This window comes from Micromonospora sp. NPDC049523, from assembly GCF_040676775.1.
Lineage (GTDB): Bacteria > Actinomycetota > Actinomycetes > Mycobacteriales > Micromonosporaceae > Micromonospora_G.
In genome coordinates, this window is sequence record NZ_JBFAPP010000028.1 from 55,464 (window position 1) to 68,485 (window position 13,022).

7 protein-coding genes are annotated in these 13,022 nt (G+C 70.6%); all 7 read right to left on the reverse strand.

Going from position 1 to position 13,022, the window contains the following annotated elements; translation table 11 throughout:
• Nucleotides 1-163: 163 nt before the first annotated feature.
• Nucleotides 164-4,546 carry an ExeM/NucH family extracellular endonuclease gene (locus AB0J90_RS31145; RefSeq protein ID WP_363601994.1) on the reverse strand — a complete coding sequence of 1,461 codons (4,383 nt, stop codon included), beginning with the start codon at nt 4,544-4,546 and terminating at the stop codon, nt 164-166.
• A 281-nt stretch (nt 4,547-4,827) separates the two neighbouring features.
• On the reverse strand, nt 4,828-6,501 hold the full coding sequence (locus tag AB0J90_RS31150; RefSeq protein ID WP_363601996.1) for a metallophosphoesterase: 1,674 nt from the start codon (nt 6,499-6,501) through the stop codon (nt 4,828-4,830).
• A gap of 215 nt (nt 6,502-6,716) precedes the next feature.
• Nucleotides 6,717-8,630, reverse strand: a complete 1,914-nt coding sequence (locus tag AB0J90_RS31155; RefSeq protein ID WP_363601998.1) for a glycerophosphodiester phosphodiesterase family protein — start codon at nt 8,628-8,630, stop codon at nt 6,717-6,719.
• Nucleotides 8,631-8,744: 114 nt separating this feature from the next.
• On the reverse strand, nt 8,745-10,910 hold the full coding sequence (locus AB0J90_RS31160; RefSeq protein ID WP_363602000.1) for an acyltransferase family protein: 2,166 nt from the start codon (nt 10,908-10,910) through the stop codon (nt 8,745-8,747).
• Nucleotides 10,911-11,056: 146 nt separating this feature from the next.
• Nucleotides 11,057-12,199 (reverse strand): hypothetical protein, encoded by a 1,143-nt coding sequence (locus tag AB0J90_RS31165; protein WP_363602002.1) that lies wholly within the window; start codon nt 12,197-12,199, stop codon nt 11,057-11,059.
• A complete protein-coding gene (locus AB0J90_RS31170; protein WP_363602004.1) occupies nt 12,196-12,771 on the reverse strand; it encodes a SigE family RNA polymerase sigma factor in 576 nt (191 codons plus the stop codon). Before AB0J90_RS31170 ends, AB0J90_RS31165 begins: the two co-directional genes overlap by 4 nt.
• 58 nt (nt 12,772-12,829) lie before the next feature.
• Nucleotides 12,830-12,991: a hypothetical protein gene (locus AB0J90_RS31175; RefSeq protein WP_363602006.1), complete on the reverse strand. Its 162-nt coding sequence runs from the start codon at nt 12,989-12,991 to the stop codon at nt 12,830-12,832.
• Between the last annotated feature and the right edge of the window lie 31 nt (nt 12,992-13,022).

Below are 13,022 nucleotides of genomic sequence, written 5' to 3' on the forward strand. Positions count from 1 at the left end.
CGAATCTTGCCGGATCGGTGGATCCGAGAGCCGGCACACACCGGAAAGAGCCGGCACCCGGCGCATTCGAGCGCCGGCACCCGGGAAAAGGGACCGGTCCGGGGCCGCCGTGGAAGGCGACCCCGGACCGGGGTGTGCGCTACTGCTTCAGTACGTCGTCAGGTCAGAGCCGGGCGCACTGCCCGCTCGCCGGACCACGTACGTTGTTCGGCCGGCCGTCGTTGCCCGGCGCGGGCGTGTTGCCCGAGCAGGAGAGCGGACCGTTGACCGCGTTCGCCGCCACCAGCACCGGCTGGCTGCCGGAGTTGCCGGTCACGGTGACCGGGCCGGCGATGGTGAGCATGTCGAGGCGTACCCCGCCGGTGTTGCCGGTCGCCGTGACCGGGCCGCTGATCCGGCCCTTCTCGATCAGCACCGCACCGGTCGCGCCGGTCACCGTCACCGGACCCGAGATCGTGGTGCCGGTGAGGGTGAACAGCACCGGGCGGTTGGCCGTGACCGGACCGGAGATGGTGCTGTTGGTGCTGATCAGCGACGCGCCGGAGGCAACCGTGACCGGGCCGGAGATGGTGGCGCCATCCAGGCAGGTCAGGCCCGCGGTGACGGTCAGCGGCCGGCTGTAGCGGCCGGTGATCGTCGTGGTGCACTGCGGGCCGGGCTGACCGATCGCCGAACGCGGTGCCGCGTCGGCGGTCACCGGCGAGTTCGCGGCGAGGTAGTCGGTCAGCATGGTCAGGTCGTTGTCACCGGTGGTGACCCGGTTGATGCCGCCGGCCAGGGCGAGGAAGTTGTCCCCACCCGCCGCCAGGAAGGAGTTCACCGTCACCCGGTAGCTGGCGGTCGGGTTGATCGCCACGCCGTTGAGCTTCATCGACGTGATCCGCGAGCCCTGCGCCGCAGTCGGGAGGTAGGTGTAGCTGAACCCCTTCGAGACACCGAGCCAGAGCAGCGGACGGGACGCGCCCGCCGGCTGCCACTGCTGCTCCAGCGCCTGCTTGATCTCGGCACCGGTGTACGTCTTGGTCACCACGTCGTTCGAGAACGGCTGGACCGAGAACGCCTCGGAGTAGGTGACCACCCCGTCCGGGGCGTACACCAGGTCGGCGCGGAGACCGCCCGGGTTCATCAGCGCGATCTGCGCCCCGCCGCGACCGGCGTCCTTCGTGCCTTCGAGCTGCACGTCGGCGATGAAGTTGCCGAGGGCCGACTCCTTGCCCCGGTCCTCCTGGCCGTTGGTGGTCGCCCGCCGGATGTCGGCGGTGATCGCACCGAGCGGCTGCTGGCCGAGCACGTCGGCGTTGGCCTTGGCGGTCGCGACGAGCTGGGCGATCGCCGGGTCGGACGGTGCGCCGACGACGTCGAGCAGGCCGGCGTCGGCGGCGGTGACCGCCTTCGTCGTCGGGTCGACGCTCAGCGTCACCTGGGCCAGCTTGCGGCCGTACTCCTGTGCCTCGACGACCGGCCGGAGCCGGTCCGTGCCGGGGATCGGCATCTCGAAGGCGTACGGCTGGTGGGTGTGCCCGCTGACGATGACGTCGATGTCGGCGCTGGCCCGTACGAAGGCACCGAACACCGGGTCGGCGGCGAGCGCCTCCGGGGTGGCGATGTTCTCCAGTGCCGCACCCTCGTGCGCGACGAGGACCACGACGTCGGCTTCGCCGTTGGCCGGGTTGCCGTCCTTCAGCTCGGCGGCGACCGCCTCGGCCTCCGGAACCGGCGACTTGAACGTGAGGCCGGCGATGCCGTCCGGGCTGACCAGCGACGCGGTCTGCTCGGTCACCACACCGACGATGCCGACGCGTACGCCGCCGACCGTCTTCACCGCGTACGCGGGCAGCGCCCGCTCGGTGCCCCGGTACACGTTCGCACCGAGGTACGGGAAGTCGGCCCGGTCGGTGACCCGGCCGGCGAGGTCGGCGAAGCCCTTGTCGAACTCGTGGTTGCCGACCGAGGCGGCGTCCAGGCCCATCATGTTCAGCGCGTCCAGGGTCGGGTTGTCCCCGTCGATGGCCGAGATGAACGTCGACGCTCCGATGTTGTCGCCGGCCGACACGAACACGGTGTTCGGGTTGGCCGTACGGAGCTGACCGACCAGGCCGGCGAGCTGGGCGGCTCCACCGATCGGCCGGCCGTCGGGCGCGTTGCCCGGCGATTCGAGCCGACCGTGGAAGTCGTTGATGCCCAGCAGCTGCACCTGCACCGGGCCGGCCGGGGCGGTGTCGAGGCCGACCACGATCGGGTTGTGGTCACTGGCCCGGTACGGGTTCGGCGCGTAGAACGCCGGGTGGCCGTCGTACTCGAACGCGAACGACTCGTGCGAGTTGATCTGCCACACGTCGACCCCGGTGACCCGGGCCGCCAGCGACGGCGACGCAATGGCGTGGTCCAGCGAGCCGGACTCACCACCGAAGACGTAGCTCGCCTCACCGGTGGTGTTCAGGTCGACGTACTGCTTGTCGTAGAGGACCTGGAGCGGGTCCTCGTGGGTGTAGGCGTTGAAGTCGCCGAGCAGGAGCACGTCGTCGCTGCCGCTGTCGGTCTTCAACTGGTCCACGAAGGTGGCCAGCGCCCGCGCCTGGCGGACCCGGTCACCGTTGAACTGGCCCTGGCCGTCACCGGCGTCGGCGTTGTCGCCGGTCGCCGAGTCCGAGGCGCTCTTGGACTTGAGGTGGTTGACGACCACGGTGAAGGTGGCCGCGCCCGAGGTGAAGCTCTGCGCGATCGGCTCGCGCGCGTTGAACCAGACGCTCTCGTCGTTGACCGAGCGGGACTCGCCCTTGGGCGTGACCTTCGCCGGCTTGAAGATGATCGCCGTGGTGATGAAGTCCTGCGCGGTCGCGGGCGGCAACTGCGCGGGCGTACGGACGTAGTCCCAGGTGCCCGCACCGGCGGCGGTGTTCAGGGCGGCGACCAGCCGCTTGAGCGCCTGCTGCGGGTCGGCGGTGTTGAACCGGACCGAGTTCTCGATCTCCTCCAGCCCGACCACGTCGGCGCCGAGTGCGTTGATCGCCGAGACGATCTTCGCCTCCTGCTTCAGCAGGCCGGCCTCGTCGTCCGCGCCGCGCGCCTCGCCACCGAAGTGGACGAAGTAGTTCAGCACGTTGAAGCTCGCCAGGCGGAGGTCCCCGCCGACGTTCTCCGGTGCCGCCGTACGCGGGTTGGTCGACGTGAAGGTGGTGCGGGCGGCCGGCGGGGTGGCCGCGTCGACCGGGGTGGTCGGCTGGAGCCGCCACTCGTTGAAGCCGTACGACAGCACCGTCGGGCCGAACGCACCGACCCGGTCACCCACGCGCAGCGGGCTGGTCGGCGAGAAGTACGGCGGCAGGGTGTTGTCCGTCGACAGGTTGGTGGTGCGACCGTCGTCGAGCAGCAGCCGGGCGAGCTTGTTCGCGGCGGCGACCTGCTGGGCCTCGGGGGTGCCGGGGCGGGCCAGGTCGGTCGGGATGACCGCGGCGTGCTCACCGGCGGCGAGCACGACCTCGCCGTACCGGTTGGTGTTGTAGACCTCGGAGACCGTGTACGGGCCGACCGGGGCGACCAGCATCGACTCGACCGACTCACGCCCGGCCGGGTCGAGCGGCAGGCCGAACGCGACCGGGGTGGGCAGCGCCACACCCTGCTCGCAGACCTGCACGTCGGCCTTGGCGCCGATGCTGAGCTGGGTGAGCCCGTTGAACTCGCTGGCCGTACCGCTGACCCGGATCCGGTCGCCGATCGCGACCGATGGGTGGTTGGCGGCGTTGGTGGTCAGGTAGACGAAGATGCCGTCGGAGGCGGTGCCGGCGGCCGGTGCGCGTCCGCCGCTGCCGACGCTCTGCACCGAGATGCCGTTGTAGCCGCCGGTGCGGTAGTCACCGGTCACCACGCCCTCGACGGTGACCCGGGTGCCGGCCAGCGGGGTCGCGTCGCCGGTGCCCTGGACCTGGGCGATGGTCCGGTCGACGGTGACGTCACAGCCGACCGGGTCGGGATCGGGATCGGGGTCCGGGTCGCCACCGGCGTTGCGTACGCCGAAGGTGTTCTGGGCCGCGTCCCGCCAGGTCCCGCCGATCTTCTGCAACGAGAAGCCGACCGGGCTGGACGAGCCCTCGGAAACGCCGATGTCGGTGCCGGTCAGACCGTTGGCCGGGCCGCCGACGGCCGCGAAGGTGCCCTCGTAGGTGAGGTATTCGGCCACGGTGCCACCGGGTGCGACCAGCGCGATCCCGTCCGGCGCACCGTTCTGGATGCCGTCGACCGGGTAGGTCGCGACGACCACACCGGCCGCCGGCACGACGCCGCTGAGCGTACGGGTGTTGTACGCGGCGCCGTTGTTGCCGTTGTAGAGCACGATCTGCCAGCCGGACAGGTCGAACCCGGCGGGCGCCTCGATCTCGATCGCCTCACCGGAGTCGGTGCCGGCGTTGTCGTAGTGGAGTTCGCTGACGAACGGGGTGGCCGTCGGTTCGGCGGCCACCGCGGCGGTGCCACTGGCCAGGCCGAGCGCACCAGTGGTGAGGAGTACGCCCAGCGCGTTCAGTGAGCGCGTGCGTCTGTTCCGGCGCATCAAACTAAGCCTCCGTAAAGGGGGGTAGACGCGCTGGAGCATATGCGGAAACAGTGTCGTTACAAGAACTGCCGGGTGTACGGGACGGTGTAAATTTTCAGCCTCGCCGCCTGCGCAAACGGGTCTATCCGGTCGGTCTGCTCCGTCACTCGCATAACGCCCGGCCGCAAAAGGTGACGTACGGGCGGAGTTCCTCAATTGTCCTGCTGTTCAGGTTCACACCCGCCCCACTCCACCGTGACCGGGCGCCCCGCCGCGACGGGACGCCCGGCCGGTCGGGATCACCCCCGGTAGAGCGGGTTCGCCACCTCGACCTGGTTGATCTGCTCACCGGTGAGCGCGTCGTACGCGAGCACCACCGTGCGGTCCGGGTAGACCGAGACCGTCAGCGCGGTCGGGGACTCGGGCCGGTCGGTCGCGGAGTCCTCGTCCCACGGGTCGGTCGGGCTCGGCGCGAACTCCATCGCCAGCGCCCCGGTGTTGATCGCGGTGTAGCCGTCCGGGTGCCCGCCGTCGGTCACCGTACGGACCGCCCAGTCCGACCGGTACGGCGACCAGTGGGTGTGACCGCTGAGGTAGATGGCGTTCGGGTAGCGGCCGACGATGTTCTCCAGTTCCACGTCGCGCGGCCCGTTGCCGTAGAAGTTGCCGTAGGTGCCGGAAACCGTCCAGGCGAACGGGTAGTGCCGCAGCACCAGCACCTGCCTGCCCCGTCCCGACCAGTGCGCCAGCCGTGCGCCGAGGAACGCCACCTGCGCGTCGCTGATGTCCTGCTGTTCCTCGGCGGGTACGCCCGCCTCCGGTCCGAGCACGATGATCGGCACCCCGCCGACGACCTTCTCGTAGTACGTCTTGTCGATCTCGGCGCCCCACTTGTTGCCGAAGGTCAGGAAGTTGTCGACCTGCTGCTGGAGGGTCAGCACGCGGCTGCGTACGTCGTGGTTGCCGAGCACCGGCAGCACGGTCGGGATCCGGTCCCGGTCGGCGAAGATCGCGCTCACCTCGTCGTACTCGGCGACCTGCTGTTCCTGGGTCTGTTCGCGCGGGCCGCTGATGATGTCACCGACGACCAGCAGGGCCTTCGACTTCGGGGCCTGCCGGCGCAGCAGGTCGAGGGTGCCGTCCAGGTAGGGCAGTCCCTCGTGCTGGATGTCGCTGAGCACCTGGATCGTGGTCGGGGTGACGCCCGCCGGCAGCGGCGCCATCGGCGTACGGACCAGCACGTCGTCGACCGCCCAGTAGAGCCGCGGCTGGTTGCTGGCGTAGCCGAAGCGAAAGACGGCCGTGCTCGCCTTGGCCGGCACCTTGACCGGGACGACCTCCTGGCCGGAGATGACGTCCTGGCCACCGTTGGCGCTGATCCGGGCCGCCGAGTAGCGCAGGATCTCGCTCTCCGGGCCGCCGTCGAAGGAGACCGTGACCCGGCCGACGGCCTTGTGCGCCTGCCGGTAGTGCGAGGAGAAGACGAGTTCCAGTTGGCGCTGCCCGCCGACCGGCACGACCGGGCTGGTCAGGGTGGTGCTGACCGGGTTCGCCCCGTCCACGGTCGCACCCCTGGCCGAGGCGACGCCGTTGTCGGCGACGGCGAGGAATCCGCGCGAGCGGGAGAACTGATTGCGCTGGTCGAGGAAGCAGCGCTGGTCGAGCGGGGCGTTCTGCTCCGGGTCGCAGCCGATGCCGGCCGGCGCGGCGGCGGCGAACCAGGCGTCCCGTTCGGTGAAGGTCCAGCCACGCCAGTCGGCGGGCGCACCTTCGGTCCGTACCGTCCAGCCGGCGCGGGCGGCGTCGAAGTCGCCCCGCCAGATCGTCTGCTGGCCGGGGCCGGCGGCGGTCGCGTCGGTGGGCGCGGCACGGCTCGGCGAGGTTGCCTGGGCGGCGGGTGCCGCACCGGCGGTGATCAGGGTGACCAGGGCCGCGGTCACGGCCGTCAGGTAACGGGTACGGGGCAGCGTCATCGTGTCTCCACACGGTCGGGGATGGGTAGCCACACCGTGTCGATGACGATCAACATGCCGGTGAACGGGACGCTGGGGCCCGTCGTCGGGCAGGTGAGGTTCACGAGCGGAGCACCCGGACCGGATGGACAAGCCGTACCCGCAACGTGGAGGAATGAGCCGTCCCCGCCGCCTGGAGGAAGGCGACGGGGACGGTGGCTGGTGTCGGGAATGGACTACTTCAGGGCGAGGGTGCGGGCGTCGGCGGCGATCACACTGGCCACCTCGGCCGGTACGAGTTTGCCGGCCTGCCGGTCGACGTAGCTGGCGAGTTCGGCGTACTTGCCGTCGACGAGCTTGGCGGTCATCGTGCCGATCGCGGCCGGGTCGGCGGCGGAGGTGAGGATGAGGTAGCCGAGGCCGGCCTGGCTCACCGTCACGGTGAAGGTGCTGGTCGCGGTCGCACTGCCCTCCGGCCCGGTGACCACGGTGTTGATGGTGTGCTTGCCTGCGGTGAGCTTGGCCAGGTCGAGCTTGCGTCCGGCGGCCGACTTCTTGCCGTCGAGGGTGACGGTGACGGTGTCGGCGTTGGTCGCGGCGACCGCGATCACCGGGGACTGCGCCCGGTCGAGGCGCGCCCCGTCGGCCGGCGAGGTGATCGCCACGGTCGGGTCACCGGAGGCGCGCTGCATGAACGCGGAGTTCCAGCCGACCAGTTCGGACGCCCGGTTCGTGATGATCGCGTCGGTGCCGACCCGCTCCAGCCGCTGCCAGAGGCCGGCGGAGTCCATCGTCCACGCCATCACGGCGACGCCTGCGGCGTGCAGCGGGGCGATGATCTCCGGCTTGGCGAGCAGCGCGTTGCCGTCCGGGTTGTACGCGGTCAGGTGGAGCTGCTTCGAGATCGCGACCGGGTCGGCGTCGAGGCTGCTGCGGAGCAGGCCGAGCGGCAGCTCGGGGGCGAGTTCGTAGGTGTACTGGAGGGCGTCGACCTCGAAGCTCTGTACGAAGACCCGGCTGGTCATCTGCTCGTCCCGGATCACCTGGATGATCGTGGCGACCTCGTCCTTCGTGTGCTTGCCCTTGATCTCCAGCAGCAGACTGCCGCCGCGCGTACGCAGGTCGGCGAGTTGCTCGGCGAGGGTCGGCACCCGCTCGCCGACGTACTGGGGGCCGAACCAGGAGCCGGCGTCGAGTGCCTTGATCTGCTCGGCGGTCAGGTCCCGGATGTTGCCGGTGCCGTCGGTGGTCCGGTCGACGGTGCCGTCGTGCAGGATGAACGGGACGCCGTCCTTGCTCGGCTGCACGTCGTTCTCGATCCAGTCGGCGCCGCCCTTGCGGGCGATCTCCTGCGCGACCAGGGTGTTCTCCGGTGCTGCGGCGGACGCGCCACGGTGGGCGACGACCGTGAACGGGCTGCCCTCGGGGCGGATGTAGCCGTTCGCCGGCAGCTCGGTGACGGTCACGTCGTCGTACGAGACGGTGGCGCCGTTGACGAAGAGCGCCTGGATGCCGTCGGCGGAACGCTGCAAACTGTTCGTACGCATCGCCTCACGCCCGTCGAAGATCCAGCGGGCCTGGTTGCCGTGCACCTCGACGGCGACCCGGACGTCCCGGCCAGTGCCGGCGGCGTACGGGGCGGAGGCGGTGTTCGGCACGACCCATGTGTTGGCGGTGGTCCGCTGGGCGAACTCGAGCCCGTTGGCGGCGGTGGTGCCGCTGCGCATGGTGGCGATCCACCACGGGGTGGCGCCGTCGGCGGGGACGTCCAGGCCGAGTGAGGCCCAGCGGGTGGCGGCCGACACCGTTTCGAAGCGCATGGTGGCCTCGAAGCGGAAGTCGTTCAGGTGCCGACCAAAAGTGATCTTGTTGTTGTCGGCCGAGCTGGCGGAGGTGCCGTACAGCCGGCCGTTCTCGACCTTCCAGGCGCCGTCGACCGCGCGCCATCCCGCGGGCAGGTTTCCGGAGGAGAAGTTCTCCGAAACGACGACGTTGCCCGGTTCGGCGGCGGCGGGCGACGAGGCGGTGACGGCCACGGCGGCGCCACCGGTGACCGCGAGCGCGGCGAGCGCGGCGGCAGCGCGGGTACGCGTGGCGTGCAGCCCCGTCGCGGCCCGGCGCAGCGGCGATGATGCGGAAAGGACAGTCATGATCACTGACGTTACGAAGCGGAGCCGACGCCATGATCAATTTGGGGTGGCCGCCACCGGAACGCCGCGTGTAGTCCCGGTCGCCGCACGTCACTTCGATGAGCGCGTCGAACCTCAATCGAGCAGCGTGTCGAGTGCGGCGCCGAGCCGAGGGGTGAGACTGCGGGCGTAGCTCGCGGTCAGGTGGCTGCTGTCCCGGTAGACCAGCACCCCGCCGATCACCGGGGCGCACCGGTCCGCCGGGCAGATCGCGTCGGTCAGGTCGACCAGCCGCACCTGGGGAAGGCCCCCGACCGCCTCCGCCTGCGCCGGACCGGCGCTGGCGGTCACGGCAAGGTCCCGAGGGGCGGCGCACGTCGTCAGCCTGGTCCGGTTCGCCGAGACGCACTCGGCGACCCGTACGTTCAGGTGCGGGGTGTCGCGCAGCACGACCGTACGGATCCCCGCGTCGGTCATCGCGGTCCAGGTCCGGCGCATCGCCTCGACCGTGGCGTGGTACCCCTCGGTCCCGTTGAGCAGGGCGTCGCCACGGACCGGGACGTAGAACGCCCCGCTGGTCAGCAGCAGGTCGGGCCGGGCGATCCCAGTCAGCTCCGTACGCACGTTGCGGTTCCACTCGGCACAGGCCGGCTGGGTACGCGACAGCACCGAGATCTCCAGGTCGAGGAACGGACACGACTGCTTCAGGTACGTCACCAGCCGCCACTTCCGCTCGGTGGCGACCGCCTGCAACGCCGGGATCCAGTTGCCGGCGTGCGAGTCACCCACCACCGCCACCGTGAAGTCGGCTCCGCGGTCGCCGTACACGCAGGTCACGATCTCGGTCCTGGTGCCCTCGGAGAAACACTTCTGCGGGTAGACGTCGGGCAGGTCGTCCTTGGCGGCGAGCGGGTCCGGGACGATGACGTCCACCATGTCCGCCTGCACACCCTCCCTACTGGTCCGGGGATTGTCGCCAAGGATCGCCGCACCCGGCGGACCGGACCACACCGAAACCGAGCTACCGGACGAGGCGCCGGCCCAGGGGATCGTGTCGGTCACCGGGACCTGCCGTGGCGGCGGCCAGACGGTGAACTGGAACAGCAGCCCCGCCAGCACCGGTACGGCGGTGAAGAACAACCCCAGCCGCAACGCCCGTACGGGATAGAACGCCAGCCGCTTCGACCGCCGTACCGGGTTCTCCAGGTAGTGGTACGTCGCCCAGGCCGGCAGTGCGCAGAGGAGCACGACCGCCAGTCCCGCCCCCACGCTCAACTCACCGAAGCGGGCTTCGGCCGCCACCAGGAGCGGCCAGTGCCACAGGTAGAGCGAGTAGGACAGGGCGCCGATCGCGCGTACCGGGCGCAGGCCGAGAAGCAGTTCGGGACCGGTACGGCCAGCGGTGCCGGCGGCGATCACGGCCGCGGCTCCGAGCGTGGGCAGCACGGCCAGGTAACCGGGGAAGGCCATGCTCGGGGTGATCCAGACCGCGGCGACGGCGATCACCACCAGCCCGGCCCAGCCGAGCCCGGCGGCGACCGGCCGGGGCAGCCGGGACAGCCGGAAACCCAGCAGGGCCAGGCCGCCACCGAGGGCGAGTTCCCACATCCGGGTGGTGGTGACGAAGTAGGCGCGGGACGGGTCGGACGAGGTCAGGTAGATCGACCAGGCGAACGACGGGACCCCGATCAGGGCGAGGGTGAGCAGGAACCACCTGCGCCGGCTCACACCCGTACCGCCGGGGGTGTCGACCTTGGTGGCGCGGCGCCGGCGCCGGCCCGGCCAACCGACCAGGATCAGCAGCAGCGGCCAGACCAGGTAGAACTGTTCCTCGACCGCGAGCGACCAGAAGTGCTGGAGGATGCTCGGCGCGTCCCCGACCGCCAGGTAGTCGACCGCCTGCTCGGCCAGCCGCCAGTTCATCGCGTAGAGGCCGCTGGCGACCACGTCCCAGCCGGTGTCCGCCCACCGGGTCTTCGGCAGGAAGAACAGGGTCAGCAGCAGGCTCGTGCCGAGCACCAGCCCGGCGGCGGGCAGCAGCCGCTTCGCCCGCCGGGCGTAGAAGCCCCTCAGCGAGATCCGGCCGGTACGTTCCAACTCCTCGACCAGCAGCCCGGTGATCAGGAAGCCGGAGATGACAAAGAAGACGTCCACCCCGACGAAGCCGCCGGGAAGGAAGTCCAGGCCCGCGTGGGACAACAGCACGAGTACGACGGCGACCGCGCGCAGTCCCTCGATGTCACCGCGATAGCCGGCCCGGACGTCAGTCTTCGGCTCCGGTCGGCTGTCCAGTCGTGTCATCACACGCACCCCTCCACGACGGGTCCCAGGGGCATGCTAGTGGCCGATAACCCCTGGTCAGCGCATTGAGGACGCCGTACGAGGTTTCATGTTCCTCGATCCTGCCGGGACCGTCCCTGAGCCACGGACCACGATCGAGCGAGAGGTCAGCGGGGTGCCACCGAGATCTGCCGGCCGAGTAGTTCCGGCGGGAGCGAGAACTGCGCGAACTCGGCGCCCTGCAGGTCCATCTCGATGGCGGTCGGGTACCCCCCGCGTTCGTCGATGTACATCAACCGGTCGTCGGCCGTCCAGAACGCATCCGCGCTGGGCAGTTTCGCCAGCACCGCCCCGGTCACGGCGTTGACGAGCTGCGGTTCCTCCTGCCCCTGTACGACCACGAACCGACCGTCCGGCGACCACGAGTACGGCCCGGCCACGTCGCCCCTGATGGGTAGGAAACGGGTCGGCATGGAGATGCCACTGGAGAAGAGTTGCAGTCCACGCCTCGCGTGCCGAGCCGTCATCGAACTCTGCTGGGCCGGGTCGGTCTGCTGGAGGACGAACTCCTTACCGTTGGGCATCCAGGTGAACCGGCAGTAGTCGGTGCAGAGGAAGTTCGTCGGGAGGGCCGAGAACCGGTAGACCATCGGGTCCCCGACGGTGACGATGACCGCCGCGTAGCCACCGGAGGGCAGGCCGGTCGTGGACGTCGACAGCAGTTTGCGGCCGTCCGGCGACCACTGCGGCTGCCAGATGCGGTTGCCGGTCCCGTACCAGGTGACCGCACCGGTCGACACGTCCAGCAGCCCGGTCTCACTCGGCCGGTCGTAGTCGTAGACGGCGGCAAGGTTGCCGCTCGGCGCCGCCCACACCTCGTCGTACGCGGTGTAGGCAAGGTAGGAGTTCCGGGTGCGGTCGAGCACGTAGGCGGGCTTGCGCGGGGACCCGGTGCCGGTCGCGCCCGTGACGATCCACTTGCCGCTGAGTTGGAGCGGGTTGCCCCACCATTCGCCGCCCGCCGGCTGCCCGGTCGAGGGCGACGCCGAGGGTGCGGCCGTGTCGGCCGAGGTCGGCACGCTGGGATACGGTCCGATGGGCCGTACCTCCGGACCGGGGCGCAGCCAGACGAAGGGTGCCGCGATCACCGCCACCGCGACCACCGCCGTGGCGGCGCCGACGATGCGGCGGCGGCGTCGTACCCGCCGACCCCGAGCTATCGCGAGCGGTGCCAGGTCGATCGCGGCGCGCGCCTCACCGGCCAGTCCGCGTACGGCCCGACGCAGGGCCTCGTCAGTCGCGTGGCTCATCGCGCCGTCTCCCAACGGGTCTGGGATACATCCCGCTCAGCCTGCTCGTACCGCTGTTCCGCGTTGTCCTCGCCGGCCAGGCTGTCGAAGTCGGGCACCAGGTCACGTAGCTTGCTCAGGGCGCGGGACGACTGGCTCGCCACCGTGCCCACCCGGCAGCCGAGCAGCGCGGCGGTCTGTTCCACGCTGAGGTCTTCGAGGTAACGCAGCACCAGGACGGCCCGCTGTCGGGGTGGCAGCATCCGCAGCGCGTCCCGGAGCATCATCTGCAACACGGTGTCGTCGGCGGTGTCGCCGTCGGCTACCGGTTCCGGGGTGACGCCGAGCGGCACCTCCGGCCTCCGCTTGCGCCGCCGCCAACCGGAGACCTGGTCGTTGTAGAGGATCCGGCGTACGTACGGCTCGGCGTCGCCGCGGATCTTCGGCCAGCGCGCGTACGCCTTGGCCAGCGCGTCCTGGAGCAGATCCTCGGCGGCGTACTGGTCACCGGCGAGGGCGTACGCGACCCGCAGCAGAGCCCCACCACGTTCGCTGACGAATGCGGTGAACTCGTGCTCGGAACCCTGGTCCACAGCCCACCTCCGCCATTACGACGCTGCCGCCCCCGGGAAGTTTGCTCACCCGTGGGTGTCAGGTCCGGCCGGCGACCCGGAGCCGGGTCAGCTCACCAGCCGGGTACCAGACGTAGATCTCCCGCCCGCCGACCCCGCACTCCTCCGGTGCGCGTACGAGTTCACCCGAACCACCACCCCCTACGACGCCGACGTTGCTATCCGGAACCGTGCCGAACATGGCCGGTACCGGCTCGGGTCAACCGCCGGAT

Excerpts from the sequence above, each read along its gene's own strand:
- AB0J90_RS31150 (WP_363601996.1), bottom strand. The coding sequence starts at position 6,501 with ATGACGCTGCCCCGTACCCGTTACCTGACGGCCGTGACCGCGGCCCTG.
- AB0J90_RS31165 (WP_363602002.1), bottom strand. The coding sequence starts at position 12,199 with ATGAGCCACGCGACTGACGAGGCCCTGCGTCGGGCCGTACGCGGACTG.
- AB0J90_RS31155 (WP_363601998.1), bottom strand. The coding sequence starts at position 8,630 with ATGACTGTCCTTTCCGCATCATCGCCGCTGCGCCGGGCCGCGACGGGG.
- AB0J90_RS31175 (WP_363602006.1), bottom strand. The coding sequence starts at position 12,991 with ATGTTCGGCACGGTTCCGGATAGCAACGTCGGCGTCGTAGGGGGTGGT.
- AB0J90_RS31145 (WP_363601994.1), bottom strand. The coding sequence starts at position 4,546 with ATGCGCCGGAACAGACGCACGCGCTCACTGAACGCGCTGGGCGTACTC.
- AB0J90_RS31160 (WP_363602000.1), bottom strand. The coding sequence starts at position 10,910 with ATGACACGACTGGACAGCCGACCGGAGCCGAAGACTGACGTCCGGGCC.